Source organism: Rhizobium sp. WYCCWR 11152, assembly GCF_013087615.1.
Lineage (GTDB): Bacteria > Pseudomonadota > Alphaproteobacteria > Rhizobiales > Rhizobiaceae > Rhizobium > Rhizobium indicum.
In genome coordinates this window covers 292,412-314,734 of sequence record NZ_JABFCP010000009.1, presented here as the reverse complement: position 1 = coordinate 314,734, position 22,323 = coordinate 292,412, and the positions used below count along the sequence as shown (strand labels likewise).

Annotated in this window: 21 protein-coding genes and 2 pseudogenes; 17 read left to right on the top strand and 6 right to left on the bottom strand. The window is 60.6% G+C overall.

The window, feature by feature from the left end:
* Positions 1-213 precede the first annotated feature (213 nt).
* Both G9X67_RS16645 and G9X67_RS16640 read left to right on the top strand, forming a co-directional pair.
* A complete protein-coding gene (locus G9X67_RS16645) occupies positions 214-531 on the top strand; it encodes a PepSY domain-containing protein (RefSeq protein ID WP_138387889.1) in 318 nt (105 codons plus the stop codon).
* A gap of 17 nt (positions 532-548) precedes the next feature.
* Positions 549-1,145: a general stress protein gene (locus G9X67_RS16640; protein ID WP_171599220.1), complete on the top strand. Its 597-nt coding sequence runs from the start codon at positions 549-551 to the stop codon at positions 1,143-1,145.
* A gap of 122 nt (positions 1,146-1,267) precedes the next feature.
* Here G9X67_RS16640 and G9X67_RS16635 read toward each other — a convergent pair whose 3' ends face one another.
* Together G9X67_RS16635 and G9X67_RS16630 are read right to left on the bottom strand one after the other, a co-directional pair.
* Positions 1,268-2,029, bottom strand: a complete 762-nt coding sequence (locus tag G9X67_RS16635) for a ferritin-like domain-containing protein (protein WP_138328995.1) — start codon at positions 2,027-2,029, stop codon at positions 1,268-1,270.
* A gap of 530 nt (positions 2,030-2,559) precedes the next feature.
* The gene (locus G9X67_RS16630) at positions 2,560-3,282 is read right to left on the bottom strand and encodes an RNA polymerase sigma factor (protein WP_138387890.1); all 723 of its coding nucleotides are present in this window, start codon (positions 3,280-3,282) and stop codon (positions 2,560-2,562) included.
* Between the two features lie 366 nt (positions 3,283-3,648).
* Here G9X67_RS16630 and G9X67_RS16625 point away from each other — a divergent pair.
* From G9X67_RS16625 to G9X67_RS16610, 4 genes and pseudogenes are all read left to right on the top strand, one after another.
* Positions 3,649-3,754 (top strand): annotated as a pseudogene (locus G9X67_RS16625) (TetR family transcriptional regulator); the annotation flags it as partial.
* A 171-nt stretch (positions 3,755-3,925) separates the two neighbouring features.
* On the top strand, positions 3,926-4,975 hold the full coding sequence (locus G9X67_RS16620; protein ID WP_171599219.1) for a PAS domain-containing sensor histidine kinase: 1,050 nt from the start codon (positions 3,926-3,928) through the stop codon (positions 4,973-4,975).
* A 74-nt stretch (positions 4,976-5,049) separates the two neighbouring features.
* Positions 5,050-5,442: pseudogene (locus tag G9X67_RS16615) on the top strand (response regulator).
* 275 nt (positions 5,443-5,717) lie between these two features.
* Complete coding sequence (locus G9X67_RS16610) at positions 5,718-6,509, top strand: aldolase (protein ID WP_138328729.1); 792 nt, start codon at positions 5,718-5,720, stop codon at positions 6,507-6,509.
* Between the two features lie 15 nt (positions 6,510-6,524).
* Here G9X67_RS16610 and G9X67_RS16605 read toward each other — a convergent pair whose 3' ends face one another.
* Positions 6,525-6,875 (bottom strand): AraC family ligand binding domain-containing protein, encoded by a 351-nt coding sequence (locus G9X67_RS16605; protein WP_171599218.1) that lies wholly within the window; start codon positions 6,873-6,875, stop codon positions 6,525-6,527.
* A 224-nt stretch (positions 6,876-7,099) separates the two neighbouring features.
* Here G9X67_RS16605 and G9X67_RS16600 point away from each other — a divergent pair, with 224 nt between their 5' ends.
* Both G9X67_RS16600 and G9X67_RS16595 read left to right on the top strand, forming a co-directional pair.
* The gene (locus G9X67_RS16600) at positions 7,100-7,540 is read left to right on the top strand and encodes a hypothetical protein (RefSeq protein ID WP_171599217.1); all 441 of its coding nucleotides are present in this window, start codon (positions 7,100-7,102) and stop codon (positions 7,538-7,540) included.
* Positions 7,541-7,597: 57 nt separating this feature from the next.
* Entirely contained in the window at positions 7,598-8,056 is a 459-nt protein-coding gene (locus G9X67_RS16595) for a GNAT family N-acetyltransferase (RefSeq protein ID WP_171599216.1), read from the top strand.
* 125 nt (positions 8,057-8,181) lie between these two features.
* On the opposite strand, the gene G9X67_RS16590 is transcribed toward G9X67_RS16595, so the two are convergent.
* Positions 8,182-8,634, bottom strand: a complete 453-nt coding sequence (locus tag G9X67_RS16590; protein WP_171599215.1) for a hypothetical protein — start codon at positions 8,632-8,634, stop codon at positions 8,182-8,184.
* 200 nt (positions 8,635-8,834) lie between these two features.
* Here G9X67_RS16590 and G9X67_RS16585 point away from each other — a divergent pair, with 200 nt between their 5' ends.
* Positions 8,835-9,512: a winged helix-turn-helix domain-containing protein gene (locus G9X67_RS16585; RefSeq protein WP_062941956.1), complete on the top strand. Its 678-nt coding sequence runs from the start codon at positions 8,835-8,837 to the stop codon at positions 9,510-9,512.
* Positions 9,499-10,896, top strand: coding sequence for a HAMP domain-containing sensor histidine kinase (locus G9X67_RS16580; RefSeq protein WP_171599214.1), 1,398 nt, complete (start codon positions 9,499-9,501; stop codon positions 10,894-10,896). The genes G9X67_RS16585 and G9X67_RS16580 overlap by 14 nt, the downstream gene beginning before the upstream one ends.
* On the opposite strand, the gene G9X67_RS16575 is transcribed toward G9X67_RS16580, so the two are convergent.
* The gene (locus G9X67_RS16575; protein ID WP_171599213.1) at positions 10,862-11,665 is read right to left on the bottom strand and encodes a glycosyltransferase family 25 protein; all 804 of its coding nucleotides are present in this window, start codon (positions 11,663-11,665) and stop codon (positions 10,862-10,864) included. The genes G9X67_RS16580 and G9X67_RS16575 overlap by 35 nt on opposite strands.
* Positions 11,666-11,924: 259 nt before the next feature.
* Here G9X67_RS16575 and G9X67_RS16570 point away from each other — a divergent pair, with 259 nt between their 5' ends.
* The 7 genes from G9X67_RS16570 (at position 11,925) to G9X67_RS16545 (ending at position 20,186) form a co-directional block, all read left to right on the top strand.
* Positions 11,925-13,274, top strand: coding sequence for a nodulation protein NfeD (locus G9X67_RS16570; RefSeq protein WP_171599212.1), 1,350 nt, complete (start codon positions 11,925-11,927; stop codon positions 13,272-13,274).
* A gap of 27 nt (positions 13,275-13,301) precedes the next feature.
* A complete protein-coding gene (locus G9X67_RS16565; protein ID WP_003550345.1) occupies positions 13,302-14,066 on the top strand; it encodes a slipin family protein in 765 nt (254 codons plus the stop codon).
* A 1,531-nt stretch (positions 14,067-15,597) separates the two neighbouring features.
* Complete coding sequence (locus G9X67_RS16560) at positions 15,598-16,293, top strand: class I SAM-dependent methyltransferase (RefSeq protein WP_171599211.1); 696 nt, start codon at positions 15,598-15,600, stop codon at positions 16,291-16,293.
* A gap of 433 nt (positions 16,294-16,726) precedes the next feature.
* Complete coding sequence (locus tag G9X67_RS16555) at positions 16,727-18,253, top strand: winged helix-turn-helix domain-containing protein (RefSeq protein ID WP_171599210.1); 1,527 nt, start codon at positions 16,727-16,729, stop codon at positions 18,251-18,253.
* Positions 18,254-18,589: 336 nt separating this feature from the next.
* Complete coding sequence (locus tag G9X67_RS35020) at positions 18,590-18,934, top strand: hypothetical protein (protein ID WP_138328737.1); 345 nt, start codon at positions 18,590-18,592, stop codon at positions 18,932-18,934.
* Positions 18,935-19,189: 255 nt separating this feature from the next.
* Positions 19,190-19,708 (top strand): AAA family ATPase, encoded by a 519-nt coding sequence (locus tag G9X67_RS16550; protein WP_348647958.1) that lies wholly within the window; start codon positions 19,190-19,192, stop codon positions 19,706-19,708.
* A gap of 241 nt (positions 19,709-19,949) precedes the next feature.
* Complete coding sequence (locus G9X67_RS16545; protein ID WP_026158563.1) at positions 19,950-20,186, top strand: hypothetical protein; 237 nt, start codon at positions 19,950-19,952, stop codon at positions 20,184-20,186.
* A gap of 277 nt (positions 20,187-20,463) precedes the next feature.
* On the opposite strand, the gene G9X67_RS16540 is transcribed toward G9X67_RS16545, so the two are convergent.
* Positions 20,464-22,038, bottom strand: a complete 1,575-nt coding sequence (locus G9X67_RS16540; RefSeq protein ID WP_171599495.1) for a carboxylesterase family protein — start codon at positions 22,036-22,038, stop codon at positions 20,464-20,466.
* Positions 22,039-22,323 lie beyond the last annotated feature (285 nt).

Sequence of the window (22,323 nt, the reverse complement as noted above, 5' to 3'; positions counted from 1 at the left end):
GAGAGGTTTCCTCAAGGCGCCCGTGGATCATCGGTTACGCTCCCCGTTATTATCTGCTTACATTGCCCCGGCGCCGCAGAGAATAACCCCGCAGCGCGCCGCGTTGCCATATATTTAGAAAAATCAACCGCATAATCTTCGGGAACAAAGATCTCCTCTGCGTGTTTTGACCGCATGGATCGTCTTCTGATCCGCAAAATGGAGAAAACACCTATGAAGAAGATCGTCTTTGCGGCGGCAATTCTCGGCGCGTCTGCCCTTGCAGCCTTTGCCCAGACAACACCGGCTCCATCTCCGGATGGAAACACACCTGCGGTTGCAACCCCAGACACCAAAAATCCGACTGCGCCCGTTGAGGGCGCCAACAGCTTTACCGAAGCTCAGGCGAAGGATCGCATTGCGGAAGCGGGCTACACCGACGTCAAGGATCTCAAGCTCGATGACAAGGGGATCTGGATGGCCGCCGGCATGAAGGACGGGAAAGCCGTCTCCATCGCCCTCGACTATCAAGGCAACATCGTCGCCAAGTAACCCCAAGGAGAAGCATGATGAGAACTATAACCGGACTATTCGACGACTACTCGGACGCTCGCTCCGCCGTCAGCAAATTGGAAGCGGCAGGCGTTCCCTCAAACGACATCAGTATCGTCTCCAACAAGGCTGGCCGCATTGATCGCGACAATGACGTTGGCGAGGATGCCGCAACGGGGGCCGGCATCGGCGCTGCCGTCGGTGGCGCTGGCGGCCTGCTCACCGGACTGGGCCTGATGGCCATTCCTGGTGTCGGGCCGGTGGTTGCCGCAGGCTGGCTTGCCGCAACTGCGGCCGGGGCCGTCGCCGGCGCCGTCGCTGGTGGTGCTGCTGGTGGCCTGATCGGCGCCCTCACCGACTCCGGCGTCCCGGAAGATGATGCTCACCTCTATGCCGAAGGTGTCCGCCGCGGCGGCAGCCTGGTCACCGCCAAGGTCGACGACGCCCGCGCCGCCGAGGCGCAGGCTATTCTCCAGGGCTCAAACTGGGTCGACCCGGTCGAACGTCGGCGTGCCTATAACGAGCAGGGCTGGACCCGCTTCGACGACACGCTCGATCCATACGCCCCTGAGCAGATCGCGCAGGAGCGCGACCGGTATCGCCGGACGATCTAACCGCCCTTGAGCTCAACCCTCCTTGCACGTCGCAAGGAGGGTTGAGGCGTTAATCTCACACAGAGCAGCGGATACCAATCCGCTCAGTTTCCGGTGGCCAATCGTCACTCGTCGCAATTGGCTCAGGTGGTCTTGAGCGTGCCGTTCATCCCTTCTGGATAAAAGCCGCCCTTGCTCACTCCGTCCTTGTCAGTGAGGTAGACGATCCGGAGCACCTCCTGCGGCGTTCTGGTGAACGCGATCGCATCGGGCGTCGAGGGAACGATGTTGGCTTTTCCGTCCTCCTGGATCCCCTGGTCCTTATCGTCTGATCCGTCGATTTTGTCTCGGGCATTGGAGACCGCGTTGGCGGCCTTCCAGGCTTCCTCTCCCTTTCGGTACAGCGTAGATCGCGCCATTCCCATGTGATAGGCCTCGACCGCCAGGATGCCTGCGGCTGCGGCGAGGAAGTCCTTGTTTTTCAGAACTGTCGCCGCACCGGCATAGGCGGTGACGCCGACATCCTCGAACAACATCCCGCCGAGAACGAAGTTCGTCTCGTTGCTGAAGGGGTCGAAGTCCGGCCCGAGGCCCGCTGCTTCCGCGACGGCTTTGAAGCCCGCATCGAAATCGATGGCCGGCCTGTCAACCGCGTTGGTTCCAAGCGTCTTGCGGTAGAAGCGGACGTGCGCGAGTTCGTTTTCCGCGACTTCCTGCATGAATTCGCCGATGGCCGGCGTCTCGAACGAGACTTGCTTTCCACCAACGACGTCGCCGGGTTTCGAACCGGCATCGGCTGCGTCGATGCCCATTCCGGTGGTGCCGCGGAGGTAGTATTCAGCCTCCATATATTCGAGGTTGAGCGCAAAGCGGAAAATGTCCTCGTCCGATATGTCCTGTGCCAATACCGGCGAAGGCCGCGTAATTCCGCTGAGTGCCACTCCGGCACCGAGTACGATAAGTCCCTGAAGCGACTGACGCCGGGATAGGTGAAGTGCGCCCTGCATGGCGGTCTCCTATGTTTGTTGATTCAACACCGCTGTCAGCACCGCGGCACCGAATGCATTTGCCTGACGATTAGATGGTCCGGGCCGCCAAAATATTCCCGTGTCCCGCTACAAAGGCCCTGCGAAAGGAGCCGGCGTAATCTCGGCGTGGACGGCGTCTAGAGCCTTTCCGGGTTAGATTGAAGCATTCTGTTAGCTCAAACGGAGTCGGATGGTCGACCGGCCGGCGCGTGTCGTAGCCCGGCTCTACGGCCAAGCCGGCCGGTCGATCAGCCGGCCCGTTTCAGCCAACCCGAAGGGCCGGGCATCTTTCCGCCAGGGCAAAGGCGATCGGCTCGGACGTACCAAGAGGTATGCCCATCGCCAATCGCCTTTGCCCTGACGAAAACCTGCTCCGGCAGAATGTTTCAATCTAACCCGGAAAGGCTCTAGGCGCGCTCAGTCGCCGCGTTCAACAGATGAGTAGCCTTTCGAACCAGGCGAATTGCGAGCCGATCGAGGACTGATTGCGCGAGGCGGTCACAACGAGCGCCAGCGAAGAGAAACGTATCCGTGAACACGGTGGCGAGCTTGTCCCGCAGCGTTTCGCGGAGCAGCCGGCGTGCGCGATAAAGACGGGTGCTCACTGTCTGAGGTCGCAATGCCAAAAGAAAAGCCGTTTCCTCAATGCTCATTTCCTCGACGTCCCGCAAGACAAAGACGATGCGAAAGGGCTCTGGCAAGTCACTGACGGCTCGCTCCAGCAGGCCGCGGATTTCAGCGAGAGCGGCCGCCTCTTCGGGATCAGGCTTGTGTGCGCTGAACGGAGCGACCATGCCTTCGATGGCTTTCGCGTCTACGGTGGGTCGCCTTTTCCGGCGGCGTCCCAGCGCCTCGTTCAGCGCGATCCGGGTGAGCCAGGTCGACAGCCGTGCCTCCGCGCGGAATTCGGCCAGATGGGTGAAGGCGTGGATGTAGGTTTCCTGAAGTACGTCCTCCGCCTCGGTGTCGTCATTCAGGACGGCGCGGGCGACCCGGTGAAGCCGCTGATTGTGACGCTTGATGATTAGCCAGAATGCGGCGGGGTCAAGCTGTCGCGCGTGTTCAACCAACCCCGCGTCGTCAAGGTCCTCGATCCTCACTGCCTCGGTGGATCCGCTCGACTTCATCATGGGCGCTCCAGATGCATCAGCTTACTATGAGATAGGCGTTTTCCGGCTTTTCGGTCTGCGGCCAGGTGGAGACTTGGGACTCTACCGGACCAGAGGTCTGCTGACCAAGTAAATCGGACTTGTTGCGAAGCAGTTCTATCTTCCGGTTTTGCCGCAACTGAGACCTTCCAGCGTGGTCGCCGGCGATGCCTGCTTTCTACGGCCGACATGAGGGCGCAAAGCAGCCTTATCCTTCGATAACCAAAAAGGTCCGCTCTTAGGGCTGAAGGCGGACCGACAGTTTTCGCCTCCGGGGCGCAGGCCATTCTCCAGGGAAACCCCTTCAGAGGTTACCGGGGGAGCGAACGTGCATGGCGAGCTTCACGCAGCCAACACCAACCGACAATCGCACGCTCCCATCTGCTGTTGGTGGGACGGCGCTTTCCGGAAAGGCCTCGACTTCCTGCTCGATGGCCTCGCTCCCAAGCAATGAATATTCCTCATCATCGCTCATCGCGTCACCATGGCGGCCGCGATATTTAGTATGAAGAGATTACCTCTCGGCGTGTTACAGTCTCTTTGTCGGACTGAGCCTTCTGGCCGGTTGGCATTGTCGCCGAGTGATGACTTGCTTCGTGAGTCTCCGGCCCTTGAGGGCCTCTCCATGCAAAAGACAGCGCCAGCGCATTTTGAAGCGGCGAGCACTCTTGCCGTGGTGGTATCGTCCAATGAACCGCTGCTTTTCCTATCCGACGACCTGAAGGTTATCGCGGCGAGCGCATCCTTCTGCCGGGCCTTCGACATCGACCCCCGGACAGTTTGCGGCCAACGCCTCAGCGAAATTGGAAACGGCGAATGGGCAATGCCCAAGCTTGCGTCACTGCTGACGGCCACCGCCTCAGGAAGTGCCACTATCGAGGCTTACGAAATCGACTTTCAACGGCCAAACCAGAAAACACGGCACCTGGTCGTCAATGCACGGACGCTCGATGACGGCGACATCGATCATATTCGTCTGCTTCTTGCCATCACCGACGTGACCGATATGCGCGCCGAGGCTCGGCTGAAAGATGATCTCGTTCGCGATAATGCGATCCTGCTGCAGGAGGTCCAGCACAGGGTGGCAAACAGCCTCCAGATCATTGCCAGCGTTCTCATGCAGAGCGCCCGCCGGGTCCAGTCGGAGGAAGCGCGCGGGCACCTCCACAATGCCCATCACCGGGTCATGTCGATTGCGGCCCTGCAGCGGCAACTCTCGACGTCTAACGGCGGCAAGGTTGAACTCCATACCTATTTCACTCAGCTTTGCCAAAGCCTCGGTGCGTCGATGATCGCTGACCCAGACAGGCTTTCGATCCAAGTGACGGTCGACGACAGCGCCGTGGACGCGGACGTTTCCGTTCGCTTGGGGCTAGTTGTGACCGAGCTTGTCATCAACGCCCTCAAGCATGCCTTTCCCGATGAACGACCGGGCACAATCATCATCGACTATCGATCATCCAGCGACGACTGGACCCTCTCCGTGACCGACAACGGCATCGGCATGCCTGCGGGCAGCGAAGCACCAAAGGCGGGCCTCGGGACTGGCATTGTGGAGGCGCTGGTAAAGACCCTGAATGGCGAAATTCAGCTGAGCGATACGGGTCCCGGCACCGCGGTCACCATCAGCCACCGGGAAAGCGCCGGTTCCCGCGACATTTCTACGGCCGCGTAGGAACCGAATGGCTTCCTACGCGCTATCCCATCGGAGCCTGCGAGACTCCGAACTCTAATTCAACTGAGTGAGTGATGAAAAATGGCAAGGCGGTCGTCCTGGTCGTCGAAGACAGCACGATCATTCGGATGGGTGCGGTCGATCTGGTGGTATCTGCGGGATAAGAAGCGCTGGAGGCATGCGATGCGGACGAGGCAATCGGCATCCTTGAATCGCGAGACGATGTCGATCTGGTGTTCACCGATGTTCAGATGCCGGGCACGATGGACGGCATCAAGCTCTCCCATTACATAAACGATCGGTGGCCGCCTGTCAGGTTGATTGTTGCCTCCGGCGCAGCAATCCTCGAAGAGAGCAACCTCCCCACCGGAAGCAGGTTCTTCTCGAAACCCTACGACGACCACGCGATTATCGATGCAATGGCTCATCTTCTGTCGATCCGGAATAAGACTGGGCTGGCAAGTTAGGTGTTTTTCGACACCCCCTCGGGTCGAGCCGCGGGGCGAGACGATCCGCCATCCGCTGCGCCGACGGGGAGTTTGGCGGAAAGCGCCTCCCCACCCTCCGTCATCCGAGGCCTCGAGCCTGGGATCCATGCCCACTGCTGATGGGAGACCGGCGTGGGTAAAAATATGCAGATGAACCGAACCATGTTGCCTCCAGCCGGCTTGATGCGAAGCTGATCCGGGCGTAATCCAGAACATAGCCACCCTCTCCTACGACACCGATCTGAAACGAACCCATGGCGCACTCCCTCAATACAGCCCCCTCGCCCGCCGGCGGCCCCAACCAGCCGAAACTCGATACGGACGACATCTGGCAGGCCCGCGTCGATCTTGCCGCCTGCTTCCGGATGGCGGCAAGGCTCGGCATGGAGGAAGGGATCTGCAACCACTTCTCGGCCGTCGTTCCCGGCTATGACGACCTGTTCATCGTCAACCCGTACGGCTACGCGTTTGCCGAACTGACGGCCTCGATGCTGTTGATCTGCGATTTTCACGGCAACGTCGTGTCGGGCAGCGGGCAGCCCGAGGCCACCGCTTTTTACATCCACGCCAGGATTCACAAGAACATTCCGCGCGCCAAGGCGGCGTTCCACACCCACATGCCCTATGCCACCGCCCTTTCGATGACGGAGGGCGATCCGCTGATCTTTGCCGGGCAGACCGCCTTGAAATTCTATGGACGCACGGCCGTCGACCGCGACTATAACGGCCTGGCGCTCGACGCGCGCGAGGGCGATCGGATCGCCGCCGCGATTGGGGAAGCCGACATCGTCTTCATGAAGCACCACGGCGTGATGGTCTGCGCACCCAATATCGCCGAGGCCTGGGACGACCTCTATTACCTCGAGCGCGCCTGCGAAGTGCAGACGCTCGCCCTGTCGACCGGACGCGAAGTCCTTGCCGTCGCGCCTGAGATCGCGGAAGCGGCGTACCGGCAAATGCGCGAAGGCGACCCGGAGTCGGCCCGGCTCCATCTGGAGTCTGTCAAACGCGCGCTCGATCGCAGCGAGCCCGAATACAAGCGCTGAGCCGCAGCTGGCGGTCTAGGCGTGTGCCGGCCGCCAATGGGGATAGGTGACATAGGCGGTGAGCGCGCCTTCCTCGTGCGAGCGGATGGTCACCGTTTCACCCTTGGGCATGTAGATGATTTCGCCTGGCCCGGCGGTGACTGTTCCGGCATCTGTCGAGACCGAAAGCCGCCCTTCCAGAACGATCATCACGTCATCGACATCAATTGTCTCGGTAAGGCTCTGGCCGGGCGCGTAACGTCCATAGCCGATGGTGATCGGCCCTCCGTGCCGCTCGTCGACCAGATTGCCGACGGAGATGTCTGCCTCCAGTCCGGGGGAGCGCTCCAACGACGCATCGGCGATCGTGAACTTGCGCATCTTCATCGTCTTCCTCCATTGCCGCATGCAGAGGTAGCGCGGAAATTTCACACGCCAAGACGGACGGCAGACGCACGAGGAAAGGCTCCCGGTCTTATGGTTTCCTCGCCATAGAGAACGGCGGGGTGAAGCATGGCAACCCGCTTCACCCACACAAGGCTTTGGGATATCGATCCCGCGTGCCTTTTGGCCAGCGACACCGAAGCCGCCGTCCCAACGAGGAGGGAAACATGCGCTTTCTCCATGGGTCGGCCGTTCCTATCGAGGAATTTATTCGAGCAAAGAAGTTCCATGTGTTGAGATATGATGTCGACGGCTTGACCAAACCCGTGGCCGTGCCTCCTTCCGAAGTCAGCGAATTGCTTGATAGGTCACAGATAGCTTGGGGAGCCCGTGCGCCCTACTATCTCTCCGCTGGAATGGCTGAGGAACAAGCGCCCCTTTCGCTCGAAGAAGCAGTTCGCCAGATCGAACGAACTTCTGGCGATGAATTTCTTTTGGACATGTATGTCGACGGAGGGTTGATATCGGTGTCAGCAAGCGTGCTGGAGTTCCAACGAGGAGCCAGCGAAGCCAACTGGTGGCATCCACGCCCGTTCAAAAGACGATGGCGCGATCTTCCTGGCGTGCGGCATCTCATTCATTTGAAGTCAACATTCAAGAGGTCATGATCGGGCGAGATCTGAACTGGAGAAATCGCCAAATTTTCGGTGGGGACCCTTCGCGCCATGATGGACGAGATTGAAATCCGGGGCGTCATTGGCAGTGACGCCCCTTTGATTAGCGAACTCTTGACAAATACGATCCGCATCAGCAATTCGGCGGATTATCCCGCCAGCGTCATAGAGAGGGTCATCGGTAATTTCTCTGCCGATGCGATCCTGAAATTGATGGACAGCCGGATCGTCTGGATCGCCCTTCAGGGCGGTGAACCCGTGGGAACGGCAAGCCTTGACGGGAATACGGTGAGGACGGTTTTCGTATCTCCGACGGCTCAGGGGCGCGGCATCGGAAGACGCCTCATGCAGACGGTCGAAGTGGAAGCCTTTGCCAACGGCATGAAGGCTTTGCAGGTTCCCGCCTCTCTGACTGCGAGAAATTTCTATGCCCGCCTCGGTTACAACGAGGTGCGGGAGGTCCTATTTGGCGAAGAGCGCACTTTCGTGATGGAAAAGCAGATCGGTTGAGCAGGCAGGCCTGATGGCCGCCGCCCCTGCAGACCTTCCGGATGCGTGGACAACCAATCTTCATGATTTGCCTGCCCGGTGCCAATGGTTGGATCCTCGGGTCAAGCCGATTTCAACAGCAGAAATCATGTTTGGAAGAAGCTTATCTGATAATCTGGGAAGTCATCCGGCCGTTCCGGCTGAACAAACTCGACAGCGAATGTCCGATCAGGAAATTGCCACCCAAGCTTGGCCATGTAGATTTCGCGCAGCCGTTCGCCCAGGATCGCCAGCTTGTCGCCCACCATATCCGTGCATGCCGAGTGCTGAATGTCGGCGATGTGAAAATGGTTCATTGCCCATTCGATAGACTGGCGCGTTGCATCAGGATTTTGTTCGAACGATCGCAAACCCTCAATATTGAAACCATCAACGAGAACGTATTTTTCAAACGCTACGAAGCGCGGCCAGAATATCTCTGAATAGCCTACGGCGAGTGAGAAATTCCCGCTGTTGGCGGTCCAGTCCCGGAGGCTGATCCCTCGACCATCATTCCAGGCTGCGAGTTCTGATTTCATGCTATTAGGAATGTTCGCCACCGTCCCCTCCTTGTCATCTAAGCTTGCCGAGACGAGAGAAGCCTAACGCATCACTTCTTTCCAAGGAACGGCCGGAAACTCCTGGCGCCCGGTTGCGCCTGAAGCCACCCCCCGCCCGTCACCTTACGAATCCGTAAGTTGTGGCCAAGCCGTCCTCTCGGCTAGATCTCGCCCCCAGGCATGCCGGGAAGATCGGGCTGATGCGAATCCTGCTTATCGAGGACGATACCAAGACGTCCGATTATATCGCCAAGGGCTTTTCCGAGGCAGGGCATGTCTGCGACGTGGTTGGCGATGGCCGCGATGGGCTGTTTCAGGCGCAGCGCGAGGCCTATGACGTCATCGTCGTCGATCGCATGCTGCCGGGTCTCGATGGTCTGGCGATCGTGCGTTCACTGAGGGCTGCCAAGGTCGGCACATCGGCGCTGTTCCTGACGTCGATCGGCGGCGTCGACGATCGGGTCGAGGGGCTGGAAGCGGGCGGCGACGATTATCTGGTCAAGCCCTTTGCCTTCTCCGAGCTTCTGGCGCGCGTCAATGCGCTTGGCCGGCGGCCGCCGGTGCAGGAGCAGAGGACGGTGCTGAAGGTTGCCGATCTCGAGCTCGATCTGATCCGGCGCGAGGCCCGCCGCGCCGGCCAGGTGATCGAGCTGCAGCCGCGCGAATTCACCCTGCTCGAGGTGCTGATGCGCGGCGAAGGCCGGGTCATCACCAAGACGATGCTGCTGGAGCGGGTCTGGGATTTCCACTTCGATCCGAAGACCAGCGTCGTCGAGACCCATATCAGCCGCCTCAGGGCCAAGGTCGACAAGCCGTTCCAGGTCCAGCTTCTGCACACAGTCCGAAACACCGGATACAGCCTGCATGCGCCTCGCTAGCTTACGCCGGAGCACGCCTTTCCGCCTTGCCGTCACCTTCGGCGTGCTCTTCGTCGTCGCCTTCATTTTCAGCGGCGCGATCATCTATCACATGCTGCGCCTCGGCCTTGCGCGTGATCTCGAACAGTCGCTGGGCGAGATGAATTCGCTTATTGTCTCGACCTACAAACCCAATGATACCGAGGATCTGGTCAATACGCTGAACAATTATGCGAGCTTCCAGTCGACCTCCGACGGGCTTTATTCGCTGACGGATGCAGGCGGGCGCAAACTTGCTGGCAACTTCGCCGCACCCCGCATCCCGAACGGCGTCTATACCGTCACCTCCAGGGATGTCGGGCTGAAGGGGCATGAACGCTACCGGATGCAGGTCTCGACTATCGGCCCCTACAGCCTGGTGGTGGCGGAAAACTTCAACGACGTCGACGAGATGCTGCGGATCGTGCTGGTCAGCTTCGAATGGGCCGCCGCGATCGTCGTCGCGACTGCGATCGGCGGCGGCGTCTTTCTCGCCGTACGGGCCCAGGCGCGGCTGGACAGGGTCGCGCTGACCATGAACGACGTCTCGCACGGCGCGCTCGACGCCCGCATTGCCATCACCGGCAACGGCGACGATCTCGATACGGTGGCGATCCAGATCAACGCGGCGCTGGAGCGGCTGCAGAGATTGGTCGAGAGCATGCGGCAGGTGAGCGCCGATATCGCCCATGATCTGAAGACGCCGCTCAACAGGCTGCGCCTGACGCTGGATGCCGCGGTGGCCGGAAACGACCAGCAGGCAGATGTTTCGGCTCTGCTTGACGAAGCGAGACACGAGAGCGACCGGATCAACGCCACCTTCGAGGCGCTGCTGCGCATTTCCCAGATCGAGGCCGGCGCCCGCAAGGAGCGTTTCCAGGCAACCGATATCGACGCCGTGCTTGCGGTCATTTCCGAGGTCTATGTCGATGTCGCGGAAGACGCGCTGATGACGTTGAGGATCGCGGAGCGCTGTCCCGCTCTCATCCGGGGCGACCGCGATCTCCTGACGCAGATGATCGCCAACCTGGTGGAAAACGCGATCAACCACTGCCCGGCCGGAACCGATATCACGGTTTCGCTCCGCCACCGCGGCGGCCGCGCCATCGTCTCGGTCGCCGATAGCGGCCCCGGCATTCCCGCCGGCGAAAGGGACAAGGTCTTCCGGCGTCTCTACCGGCTCGACAAGAGCCGCACGACGCCGGGAAGCGGCCTCGGGCTCAGCCTCGTCAAGGCGATCGCCGACCTGCATTCGGCTGAGATCACCATGGCGAATAATCATCCCGGCCTCATCGTTTCGATCGCCTTCCCTCTCGCTTCTGCGGGAGGTATTAACCTCTCATCCGCCATGCCGCGAGCCGGCTGAAGCGGGCAGCAAAGCGGCGCACTTCAGCGGCGGCGCGATACGGCAGGACGCTCCACGGCCGGCGGCGGCCAAGAAGATAGGCCGAAAGCCCTGCCTGGATCTGGGAACAGGGATCGGCCCTTTGGCTGACCGGCAGTGGATCGACGAAGCAGGCGCTCAGCCCATCATCGAACTCCAGATCGAAGGCGAGATCATAAGGCAGGCGCATGGGGACAAGCACACCGGCAATCCAGCCCGCCGCCTTGCGATTGATGAGGTAGGCGCCGGACCCCTTCTCGCGGGTGAGCGCGATAGCGAGCGAGCGCGACGCTGTCAGCGGCTCCACCTTGTGCTTTTTCCCGGAATTGACGGTCGACAGCCGCAGGATGTCCCAGCGCGCCTGGTGCTCAAGGGCGGCATCGAGCAGCTCGGCCAGATCGTCATCGAAATCGAGATCGTCTTCCAGAACGAGCGCGAACTCGGCATGGCTGCCGAGGAAGCGCCTGGCGCATGCGACATGGCTGAGATAGCAGCCGATCTCGAAAGGGTTCGGCCGGCGGCCGTGCCGGCTGAGATAGGCTGCTTCGTCGAAGCCCGGATGCGGCAGGCTTAACCCCGCCCCATCGACCGCCGCCACGCGCTCGAAGGCAAGGCCGAAGCTTGCCAGCAGGCGCTCCATTCGAAACCGGCGCAATGGCGCACGGTCGAGATTGATCAGGTAGGTGTTCACCCGCAGGCTGACCGGATGAAGGGCGGGCATTAGGGCGGCAGGTGTAGCGCGCATGTTCATGAGAAAGCTGACCTCGACTTGGCAATGATGGCGCCAAGCCTGCGCTCCAAACCTCACGGGGACCTCGCTGGAACTATACATTTTGGTAAAGTGCGAGGGTCGAACGGCCGGGGCTGCATTAAAGCCGCGAATGTTTCCAGCCGCGCTCGACGCGGCGCAGAGAAAGGACTTGTCTCTTACCGTTTCGCAGTTCTGCCATATATTTCAAAATATGAGAGTCCGGCGGACGATTGTGTGGCGTTTGGAGCTTTGGCGGTGGATGCCGTCAATCCTTGCTTTGCTGCTGACGTTGTTCTCGGCTTTGGGCCTGGCGACGCCCGCATCCGAAGCTGAGCGTGTCGCTATAGTCCTGAAGATGAACGGGGCGATTGGCCCGGCGACGGCCGACTATGTAAGACGCGGCCTTCAACGGGCCAATGAACGTGGCGCCAGCCTAGTCGTCCTGCAGATCGATACGCCCGGCGGTCTCGACACGTCGATGCGCGACATCATTCGGGCGATTCTTGCCTCGTCGATACCGGTCGCGAGTTTCGTTGCACCCAGCGGAGCACGAGCCGCCAGCGCCGGCACCTATATTCTTTACGCAAGCCATATCGCGTCAATGGCACCGGGCACCAATCTGGGTGCGGCGACGCCGATCGCACTTGGCGGCCGACCATCCGATGGTGACCGAAACGACAGCCCTGATACGACCGGCAAGCAGCGGCAAGTGCCGCGCGATGCCGGCGAGGCGAAGGCGATCAACGATGCGGTGGCCTATATCCGCGGGCTTGCGGAACTGCGCAATCGCAACGCCGACTGGGCGGAGCGCGCCGTGCGCGAGGCCGCGAGCCTTTCCTCCGCCGCAGCTCTGCGTGAGAAGGTCATAGATTTCACGGCGGCCGATATAAACGATCTCCTGGCACAGGCGCAGGGCCGGGTCGTGCGGGTCGGTCAAACGGATGTCCGGCTCGAAACATCGGGTCTCATCGTCCAGGAACTTGAACCGGACTGGCGAACCCGCCTGCTTTCGGTGATCACCGATCCGAACATCGCGCTGATCTTGATGATGGTCGGTATCTACGGCCTGATCTTTGAATTTCTGACGCCCGGGACGCTGGTGCCGGGAACGATCGGCGGCATCTGCCTGCTGCTTGGTCTCTATGCTCTGGCCTTGCTGCCGGTGAGTTTTGCGGGCCTGGGGCTGATCGTTCTCGGCGTGGGTCTGACGGTGGTCGAGGCGCATTCGCCGTCCTTCGGCGCACTCGGCGTCGGCGGCGGCATCGCACTGGTGCTCGGCGCTACCATCTTGTTCGACACGGATATACCCGGGCTTAAGGTTTCCTGGCCGGTGCTTGGCGCAATCGCCGTCGCCTGCCTCGGTCTTAGCCTTATCATTGCCCGTCTCGCCTTCATCTCGCGCGGGCACGATGTCGTCACTGGCGGCGAGCAGATGATCGGAATTTCAGGCAAGGTCGATAGCTGGACGGGCATCTCGGGCTACGTCATCGCTCATGGCGAGCGCTGGAAGGCCGTTTCAACTGAGCCGCTTGCCGCCGGTGACCGCGTGAAAGTGACCGGTCGGGATGGGTTGACGCTCGAAGTGGCCCGCAGTTCGCAGGAGGCCTAGCGGCCTTCAGATGCAGGAGGAAAAGCCATGGGCATGTTTGCAGATCTCGCCTTCTATCTTGTGATCATCTTTATTCTGCTCGTCGTCGTCGCATCTGCGATCAAGATCCTGCGGGAATACGAACGCGGCGTGGTTTTCACGCTTGGCCGTTTCACCGGTGTCAAGGGGCCCGGCTTGATCCTGCTCATCCCCTATGTCCAGCAGATGATGCGGGTCGACCTGCGCACGCGGGTGCTCGACGTGCCCGGCCAGGATGTCATTTCGCATGACAATGTCTCGGTCCGCGTCAGCGCGGTGATCTATTTCAGGGTCGTCGATCCCGAGAGGTCGACGATCCAGGTCGAGGACTTCATGATGGCGACGAGCCAGCTCGCCCAGACGACACTGCGCTCGGTGCTCGGCAAGCATGACCTCGACGAGATGCTGGCGGAACGCGACAAACTCAACATCGACATTCAGGAAATCCTCGACGCCCAGACCGATGCCTGGGGCATCAAGGTCGCCAATGTGGAGATCAAACATGTCGACATCAACGAATCGATGATCCGCGCAATTGCCCGTCAGGCGGAAGCCGAGCGCGAGCGGCGCGCCAAGATCATCAATGCCGAAGGCGAGCAGCAGGCTGCAGCCAAACTGCTTGAAGCAGCCGAAATCCTCGCCAGGCAACCCGAGGCCATGCAACTTCGTTATTTGAGTACATTGAACGTCATCGCCGGCGAAAAGACCTCGACGATCATATTTCCTTTTCCGATGGAGTTCGGCAATTTGATGCCGCCCAAACCGGACCGATGAACGACGCCTTGAATGCGTGGTTTTTGCCGATGGAGCGATGGTCCTGCGGTTGAAAGCATGAGGACGTGGATGACGCGCGCCTTTCTGTTACGGCCGGGGCTGCATTTCTTACGGATTGGTATGATCCCGGCAAAGTGCGCGTGAGAATGCCGCGCTACCAGCTCTCATGCGGCACGCAGTGGACGCCTCCCTTCCCGCGATCGAAACGACAACCACCGCGCCTTCGATGACGACAGCGCCCCACTGCGTGCCGCACCGGATGATCCTTGGCAACGGAGTCCTGGGGATCCGGCTAAGACGGCCCCAACCTCCGTCATTCCAGGCCTTGAGCCTGGAATCCATGCCCACGGCTGACGGAGGCGAGAGTGGATCCTCGGGTCAAGCCCGAGGAGGACGGAGCGGGGGGTGAGCTTTGGAGCAAGGACAGCGACGCATCCGGGCATGATCGACGGTTGAGAACTTCTCTGCCGACGCGATCGTTAAATTGATGGACAGCCGGATCGTCTGGATCGCGCTTCAAGGTCGGCATCACCGATCCCTGCCTGATAACTATCATCATCGATCGTGTTCCGCCCAGTTGTGTCGGCATCGTTTTTCAAGAAAAGTTGCGACATGCGACAATCCCCGCTCAGAGATCGCCGCCTGCCCCTCATCCGGCTGCCGCCACCTTCTCCTCGCTCGCGGGGAGATGGAGCGGTTTCGAATGCGCTGATCCAGCAGGCGCAGAGAGATATCATCGGTCATACGCTTTTGAAACATATCGGCGATCGAAGCACAATTAACGGCAGGCGTTGATCGGGGGATCAGCCGATTGAGGCGTACCTATCGGTGCGAGGACAACTATTCGCAATACTGCAACAGGGGATAGCGTCGGGATGGTCACGCCTCGCCGCCAAGGATGGCCCGTTGGCGAAGGTGCTGGAACTCTAACGACGAATCTTTGGCCTTGTCACCGCGGTTTGCAGGGGATCGATTGCGGGCGTCTTGACGATAGCCTAGAATCCGCAAATGCCTCTCGCTCGAAAAATCGTCCTTCACTCACCCCTTTCCGATGAAGCGCTTCTGACGGGTTTTGTGGAGCAATGCCTTGCCGAAGGCGTATCTTGCTCGCGATCGTCGGGGCGGGCGCCAACGATCTGTAAGAAAGGGTCGATTGGATCGTTGTCGGCGACGGCTCAGATCCGAAGCGATTTCTCTGCACCACGTCGCATCCCGACGAGCCGCTCGACGATGTCCTGAACCTGGCGAAGGCGTGGGAAGCCGACCCTGGTGATAATGTGGAGCAGGTGTTCCTCTAGTTCGCCTCAGCTTGGGCATTTCGTCCTGACGGATCAAACAAACACCCAGGCTTGAGTCACTTCGTCCCCAGGACCTGGGCCTGCGCAACGCCGTCAACCCCTCCACAGCCGTTGCTGTGGCTGCATCTGGCGCAGATGTTCGTAACCCATCACCGTGACGTTGCGCCGTGTAAGTCTGGCTCCCAGGGAGCGGGTCACAACCGCTTCGAACAGTCTTCGCAAAGGAGAAAATCTTGGCCGAGAATGATTATGATGCCTTCGCGGCGGCCTATGACGCCGATAACGAGGTCAATGCCTGGAATGCCTATTACGAGCGGCCGGCTATTCTTGCCCTGGTTGGCGACGTCGCCGGGCTTTCCGTGCTCGATGCGGGATGCGGCGGCGGGGCGCATGCGGCAGCGCTGCTTGAGCGCGGGGCTGTTGTGACCGGGATCGACGCCAGTGCGGGAATGCTCGACATCGCGAAACGTCGCCTGCAAGGGCGCGCGCGGCTGCTATCGGCGGATCTCAACGAAGCATTGCCGTTTACGGACAAAGCTTTCGATCTGGTCCTTGCCTCGCTGGTCATGCATTACCTGCCCGACTGGTCGAAGCCCCTTCAGGAATTCAACCGGCTGCTGCCCGAAGGCGGCCGTCTGGTTCTTTCCACCCACCATCCCTTCATGGATCACGCCTCGACCGGCCGCGACAATTATTTCGAGACCTACAGCTTCGATGAGACCTGGCAGCGCGGCGGAAAGGATATCGCCATGCGCTTCTGGCATCGGCCGCTGCATGCCATGTTCGCAGCACTCAAGTCGGCCGGATTTCAGATCGACACCGTCAGCGAGCCCCAGCCGGATCCGCAAGCCCGCACGCTTTTTCCGCAGGCCTATCAGAGCCTGACGACCAAGCCGCGGTTCCTGTTCTTCTCGGTGGTGAAAGCGTGACGACAGGTGCTGGCGTTGGGGTCTCTTGACTCTATCGGGCGTGGTGTTCCGAGGTGCCGGAGAATGAGACGGTCGCGGAGCTGTTCCTGCCGTTGAAATAGCACAGCCGGACGGCAGCTTGTCCCATCTGGTCGCCAGAAGCGGACAAGCCGTTGTCCACCCCGGTGAAGGTTTTTCGTCATCGAAGGATAAGGCTGCTTTGCGCCCCAGGAGGGTCACGGAGCGACCGGACAAGATCGGGCGGTAGACATCGTTTTTCGCCTCCTGCGCGGTCGTGCTTCATTGCGACCACACACCACGCCGCGTCCAAGTAACGAGCGAGTTCCGGTCGTTTGCCAAAATTGCGCCGGCCAGACCCATGAAAGAATGAAGAGCCGTCGGCGAAGACCTGGTGTATGCTAGGCGACGGGATCCGTCACACGTGAGGATCGTCATGGTCGGTTCACCAGCAACTGCCACCCTTATCCTCAACGGCAAGGTTGTCGTCGACCTGGAAGGCGAGACGCTCCGTCTTGAGAACGGCGATGCAATCGCCCTCAGGCCGCAGGCCTTTGCGGTCCTTCGCCACCTCGTCCAGAACGCGAACAGGCTGGTCAGCAAGGCCGAGCTGCTTGAAGCCGTCTGGGGAGGCGCCGCCGTTACCGACGACAGTCTCGTTCAATGCATCCACGAGATCCGGCGAGCGCTCGGCGACGAGCGGTATGCGGTCTTGGCCACCGTCTCGCGGCGGGGCTACCGCCTGTCGCTGGAGCGTAGCGACGAGAGTGCGCTCGGCGGCCCTTCGATCGCCGTGCTGCCGTTCGCCACCATGCGCGGCGACGAGCCCAATGACTACTTCGCCGATGGCCTGGTCGAGGACATCATCACCAACCTCTCGAAGATCCCCGGTCTGTTCGTCATCGCACGCAATTCCTCCTTCGGCTTCAGGGGCGAGAAAGCCGATCTGCGCACAATTGCCGCCGAACTACGCGTTCGCTACCTGCTGCAGGGCAGCTTGCGGCAGTCCGGGGGGAGGCTGAGGATCAATGCCCAGCTTGTCGATGGCGCATCGGCCACTCATGTCTGGGCCGACAGGTTCGAGGGCGCGGCAACGGACGTGTTCGATCTCCAGGATCGGTTGACTGAGCAGATCGTGGGCTCGATCGAACCGAGTGTCCGCCGTGCGGAGATCGAGCGTGCGCACCGCAAGCGGCCCGAAAGTCTGGACGCGTACGATCTCTACCTTCGGGCGCTGCCGCACGCCCACGCGAACACGCCCGTCGAGACGGACAAGGCCCTGCAATTGCTGGCGCGCTCGATCGAGCTTCAGCCCGACTATGTCGCTGCGCATGGCTATGCCGCATGGTGTTACGAGCAGCGCTACCTGCGCAACGGGTTGGATCCCGCAGACAAGGCGACCGCACTCAGCCACGCCGACATTGCGTTAGGCATCAACAGCGACGACCCGCAGGCGATGAGCATCGGCGCGTTCGTTCGCGCCAACCTCACCCGGGACTACGACGCCGCCGTCGAGGTGCTCGACCGGGCTCTCGCATTGAACAATAATTCGGCCCTGGCCTTTGGCTTCAGCGCTTTGGTCAGTGCCCACAGCGAGCGACACCAGCGGGCGGTGGAACATGCGCACAAGGCGCTGCGGCTGAGCCCGCTCGACGATCCGCTGAGCTACCATCCCTACTGCGCACTCGCCCTGACCCACCTCTTTGCCGGCGCCTTCGCCGACGCAGCCAGATACGCCGCTCTGGCGGTCCGGGCAAATCCCGGCTTCAGCATCCCGTACGCCTATCTGGCGGCCAGCCACGTCGGCCTTGGCAATGTCGAAGCCGCGCACTCTGCGGCACGACGACTGATCGAGGTGGCGCCGAATTTCTCGGTCGGCGGCTACGTGCGAACGAACCTGTTTCAGCCGTACTTGATGGACGCGCTGGCAGCGGCCTTGCGAACGGCAGGGCTTCCCGAATGAGGCCGGCCAGCGGCGACCAAACCGCGCGTCAGATGCGGCGCTGTCACAAGCCGCCGGTCCCCAGATCATATCCGTTGGACGGATAGACCAGTCGAGCCGCGATGCGAACAACATCTGCGTCATGAAGCGTCCATGACGTATCTCCTGCCTTGGTCGGCGTCGAGGAATTCGCGGACGACCATATCAGCAAATGCTTTTCTAATTCGAAACAGGGTCGGGCAAAGATGCCGATCGGGGAAATATCGTCATTTGATCGGAGTCCGTTCGTTACATGCGGCAGGACCTCGCTCACAATTACCGGCGGATTGGCGACCTGCCGCCCCCGGAACACTAAAGATGAATCGCGCTTTGTATTTCTCAACTATCCTATCGACGCTGTCTTGCTGGAATGGCGCTACCGCCCACGACACCGAGTCGGGATGGATCTATCCACCCGCTTGCTGCCGAGGGGACAAAGAACGAGGCGATTGCCACGAAATTCCGAGTACCAGCGTGAGCACCGGTCCTGACGGTTTCAGAGTGCTGCTCAATCCGGGCGACCATCACCTCGTCACAAAGCAACACTTCTTCCGAATTCCGTATGGTGACACCATTCCGTCCGGAGACAGTCATTTTCACATTTGCTTGCACCCAACCGAAGACCACGCGAACTGCTTCTTTGCCCCTCCTTACGGATTTTGATTTGCGAGGCATCGGAGGCGCCGCCTGCGGGCGGGATGCTGACAGTCAGCTTATTGTTGGAGGCACCACAAAGCAGCCAGTGGGTCGGACGACCTCACCGGTGAGCTCACCCATGCGCTCCGTCTTGACCCCCGAGCAGGGCGGTCCTACAAGACAGACCATGGCAACACACCTCTGATTGGCCGCGCCTTGCGGCCTTGAGCGAAGCGCAGTCCTGCACGACACCGCGGGGCCACTTCCACTTGCCAAGCCAAAATCAGAGATTTTCCAATGCCCACGCTCTACCTCACTTGCGGTCTTCCCGGCTCGGGTAAGACGTCGCTCGCCAAGATAATCGAACATGAAGCATCCGCCCTCCGTCTGACCGGAGACGACTGGATGCACAAGCTTTACCCCGACATCTCTACTCCGGAAGCCGAAACTGGTCCGTGCCGAGGCAGAGTCGAGAGCCTGCAATGGCAGATCGCCCTGCGTGCCATCAGGCTTCAGTGTAACGTTGTCGTGGATTGGGGAGTGTGGTCACGGGCAGAACGCGACACCTGCCGGGAGGAAGCTCGCGCAGCTGGTGCCCGCGTCGTCCTCTGCTTCCTCGACGTTCCCTTTGATGCGCTTTGGGACCGGGTTTCCCGGCGAAACACCGAGCTTCCAGTCGGCACGTTCGACATCTCGCGGGCGGACCTGCTTAGGTGGTCGAAGCTGTTCGAGCCGCCAACCGCCGAGGAGATGGCGCTTTACGATCGGCAAACCCATCCAGCCATCACCGCCCTTAGATGAAACGCCACAGCGCTGGGGGTATTCTCAGTCTGCGTAGCAGGCGGGCCCGGGCCAGCTCGCTGGTGAGGACACCTCGCCTTCTTCCCCGGGGGCCGGAGCACGGGACGGTGGCGGAGCTGTTCCTGCCGTTGAGTGGCTCATCTTCGAAAGTGGACGAAATGTTCCAATCCATTGTCACCCATTGACGTGAACAGGTTTCACCCCAATACGGTCAGGCCAGCCAGACGACAACAGGAGTGTAATCGTGAGCGAACCGACCGTAGCAGATGCAACAAACCGCATTTATGAGTCGCTCCAGGCGGACAACGCCGACATCGACGTGCATATCGCGGCCCTGAAGGCAGCGTTGACGCGGGCGGGTGTGAAAGAGGCCGTATTCGACCCGGCCAGGCTCGTGCAGAATAACCGTTCTGGCAGGAAGCGGATGGAGGCCTACTTTCGGCAGCGCGGTGTCACGGTGAAATTCTCAGCCTCGTGAAGCCTTCCAGACGGCTGTCATCACCCTCAGTGGGGCTGACACTACGCATTGGCGTCGGACGCGAATGAAGAGCTCGCGTCGAAGTAACCTGGCTCGTGTTGCCCTTAGTGGCCGAGAGGGGGTTGCTTGCCCTTTCCCGACGCTCGGCGAGCGGGTGGACCATGAGAGTTGACCGAATGTGGGCTCGGTGCCGGACGGATGGCCGATCCACGTTACCTGGGCTGCGATGGCGCTGTCGCTCATGGCATGGGGCCGGGAGCTAAGCGACAGGCATCCGTCACTCCTTTTCCTCCCAATATCTTTGCCAGAGGTCGAGCCTCGGCTTCAGCGGATCTGCTCCGAACGTCACGCCGTGATTGGTGAAGTCCATGACCCTGTCGGCGAACGGGTCGTGGTGAGGCCATTTTGGCCGTGAGCCGCTATTGGGGTCACCCCTCCTTGCAAATTCGAGCCAGTATTCGCTTGCCAATGTGGCCATGGCCCAGTCGGCCGGTGTCACCTTGTCTTTCACCAGTGCGTCTGGAATGCCCAGCGTATACGGAATTTCGAAGCCGTGCGGAGTGCCTTTCCACATCGGATCATTGCGTAAGGCCTCGGCGACATAGGAGAAACGATACCACCACGTCGGTTGACCAGCGCGGACCAATTCGTCAGCGAGGTGGCGAGACGGTTCAACGAGCGTCTTGTCGGCCAGAACCTGCTGCTTCAGCTCATCGAGTGTCTGTTGGCCGCTGGGATCGTAGAGGCTGCGGGCTTCGGCTGCATGATTGCCGAAGAGCGCGAAGAGATCGTCTTTCGTCGCGGCCTCACCGATACCGAGATCACGATTATTTGCCCCGACGATGACGGGAACCGGCGCTTGACGGCCTGCCGCAAAAGCCGCTTCCGGCGTTTCCAGCAAAAACCGTCCGTCAATAATCGCGCCTGAGACGCCGAGGACGGGCTTGCCTGTCGACATTCCCGCCAGCACGTCTTGTGCCGATGCACCTTCGGTCAGCTTTTCCGCAGGCAGCGCCCGAAGGGCGGTGAGAGCGCCGGCATCGCTGCCATTGATCCCCAGCGAAGCCGCATAGTCCAACGCGGTTTTCTCCGCTTCTTTCAAAGGTGACAAAGGCGTGCTCTCAGCACGCGCGGCAGGCAGACCGGGTGACTGTAGAATGGCGCCCCGGAAAAGCCCGCGTGACAGTGGCGATATCATGTGCGCCATCACCGAGCCGCCACCTGCCGACTCTCCGAATAGGGTCACTTTCTTCGGATCGCCGCCGAAGGCTTCGATATTTTGCCGGACCCATTTCAAGGCGGCAAGCTGGTCCATGTAACCATAGTTGCCGACGGGCTCGTCAGGGGATTCCTTCATCAGCGCCGGATGGGCAAAGTACCCCAATCGGCCGACACGGTAGTTCATGCTGACGAACACAACTTTCCGGGCGGCCAGCTGGCCACCGGGATATTGAGGGGTGTTTCCCTGGGCAAGAGCGCCGCCATAAATCCAAACCATCACCGGCAGGGGTGTTCTGGAACGCTTGGCGGGTGTCCAGACATTGAGGGTCAAACAATCCTCTGACTTCGGCAAGTCGTCGGTCTGCATGCAGGACGGACCGAAATCGCGGGCATCCCTGGTCCCGCTCCATGGCTTCATTGGCCTGGGATTGCGCCATCTCAGATCACCAACGGGTGGTGCCGCATAAGGTATGCCCTTGAAGCTGACGACCGTGCCCGACCTCTCACCCTTCAGCATTCCGCTGTCGATCGTAACGGTGTCGTCTGCCGCACCTAACCGTGGCGCCAACGTCAGCTGACACGATGCGACGGCCAAAAAGAGCAGCAACTTGCGACGGCCGTCCACAAACACTGCACTCTCCAGCGCCAAGTTGAGACAGTTTGAGAGCAAAATACTCCCATGGAGCGGCAACGAAAAGGGACCATCCGACGTCGCTAAAGTCGCTATGTCGGCATCGGCCTCTTGCTCGCGCTCATTTATCTGGGCGCCAGGACAAAGTTCTTTGAACGGCGGTGGGCCGAGTAGCTCGGGGGCGGTCAACCGGTCTTAGACCCGCTGCGTTTTGGACGCGAGCAGCGGATCCCATGTCATGCGGCAATCCCGCACATAGATCGCAGCCTGCCCCTCATCCGGCTG

What these genes read in the sequence shown, in the direction of transcription:
- G9X67_RS16645 (WP_138387889.1), top strand. Translation starts at nt 214, where the DNA reads ATGAAGAAGATCGTCTTTGCGGCGGCAATTCTCGGCGCGTCTGCCCTT.
- G9X67_RS16640 (WP_171599220.1), top strand. Translation starts at nt 549, where the DNA reads ATGAGAACTATAACCGGACTATTCGACGACTACTCGGACGCTCGCTCC.
- G9X67_RS16630 (WP_138387890.1), bottom strand. Translation starts at nt 3,282, where the DNA reads ATGATGAAGTCGAGCGGATCCACCGAGGCAGTGAGGATCGAGGACCTT.
- G9X67_RS16620 (WP_171599219.1), top strand. Translation starts at nt 3,926, where the DNA reads ATGCAAAAGACAGCGCCAGCGCATTTTGAAGCGGCGAGCACTCTTGCC.
- G9X67_RS16610 (WP_138328729.1), top strand. Translation starts at nt 5,718, where the DNA reads ATGGCGCACTCCCTCAATACAGCCCCCTCGCCCGCCGGCGGCCCCAAC.
- G9X67_RS16605 (WP_171599218.1), bottom strand. Translation starts at nt 6,875, where the DNA reads ATGAAGATGCGCAAGTTCACGATCGCCGATGCGTCGTTGGAGCGCTCC.
- G9X67_RS16600 (WP_171599217.1), top strand. Translation starts at nt 7,100, where the DNA reads ATGCGCTTTCTCCATGGGTCGGCCGTTCCTATCGAGGAATTTATTCGA.
- G9X67_RS16595 (WP_171599216.1), top strand. Translation starts at nt 7,598, where the DNA reads ATGATGGACGAGATTGAAATCCGGGGCGTCATTGGCAGTGACGCCCCT.
- G9X67_RS16585 (WP_062941956.1), top strand. Translation starts at nt 8,835, where the DNA reads ATGCGAATCCTGCTTATCGAGGACGATACCAAGACGTCCGATTATATC.
- G9X67_RS16580 (WP_171599214.1), top strand. Translation starts at nt 9,499, where the DNA reads ATGCGCCTCGCTAGCTTACGCCGGAGCACGCCTTTCCGCCTTGCCGTC.
- G9X67_RS16575 (WP_171599213.1), bottom strand. Translation starts at nt 11,665, where the DNA reads ATGAACATGCGCGCTACACCTGCCGCCCTAATGCCCGCCCTTCATCCG.
- G9X67_RS16570 (WP_171599212.1), top strand. Translation starts at nt 11,925, where the DNA reads ATGCCGTCAATCCTTGCTTTGCTGCTGACGTTGTTCTCGGCTTTGGGC.
- G9X67_RS16565 (WP_003550345.1), top strand. Translation starts at nt 13,302, where the DNA reads ATGGGCATGTTTGCAGATCTCGCCTTCTATCTTGTGATCATCTTTATT.
- G9X67_RS16555 (WP_171599210.1), top strand. Translation starts at nt 16,727, where the DNA reads ATGGTCGGTTCACCAGCAACTGCCACCCTTATCCTCAACGGCAAGGTT.
- G9X67_RS35020 (WP_138328737.1), top strand. Translation starts at nt 18,590, where the DNA reads ATGAATCGCGCTTTGTATTTCTCAACTATCCTATCGACGCTGTCTTGC.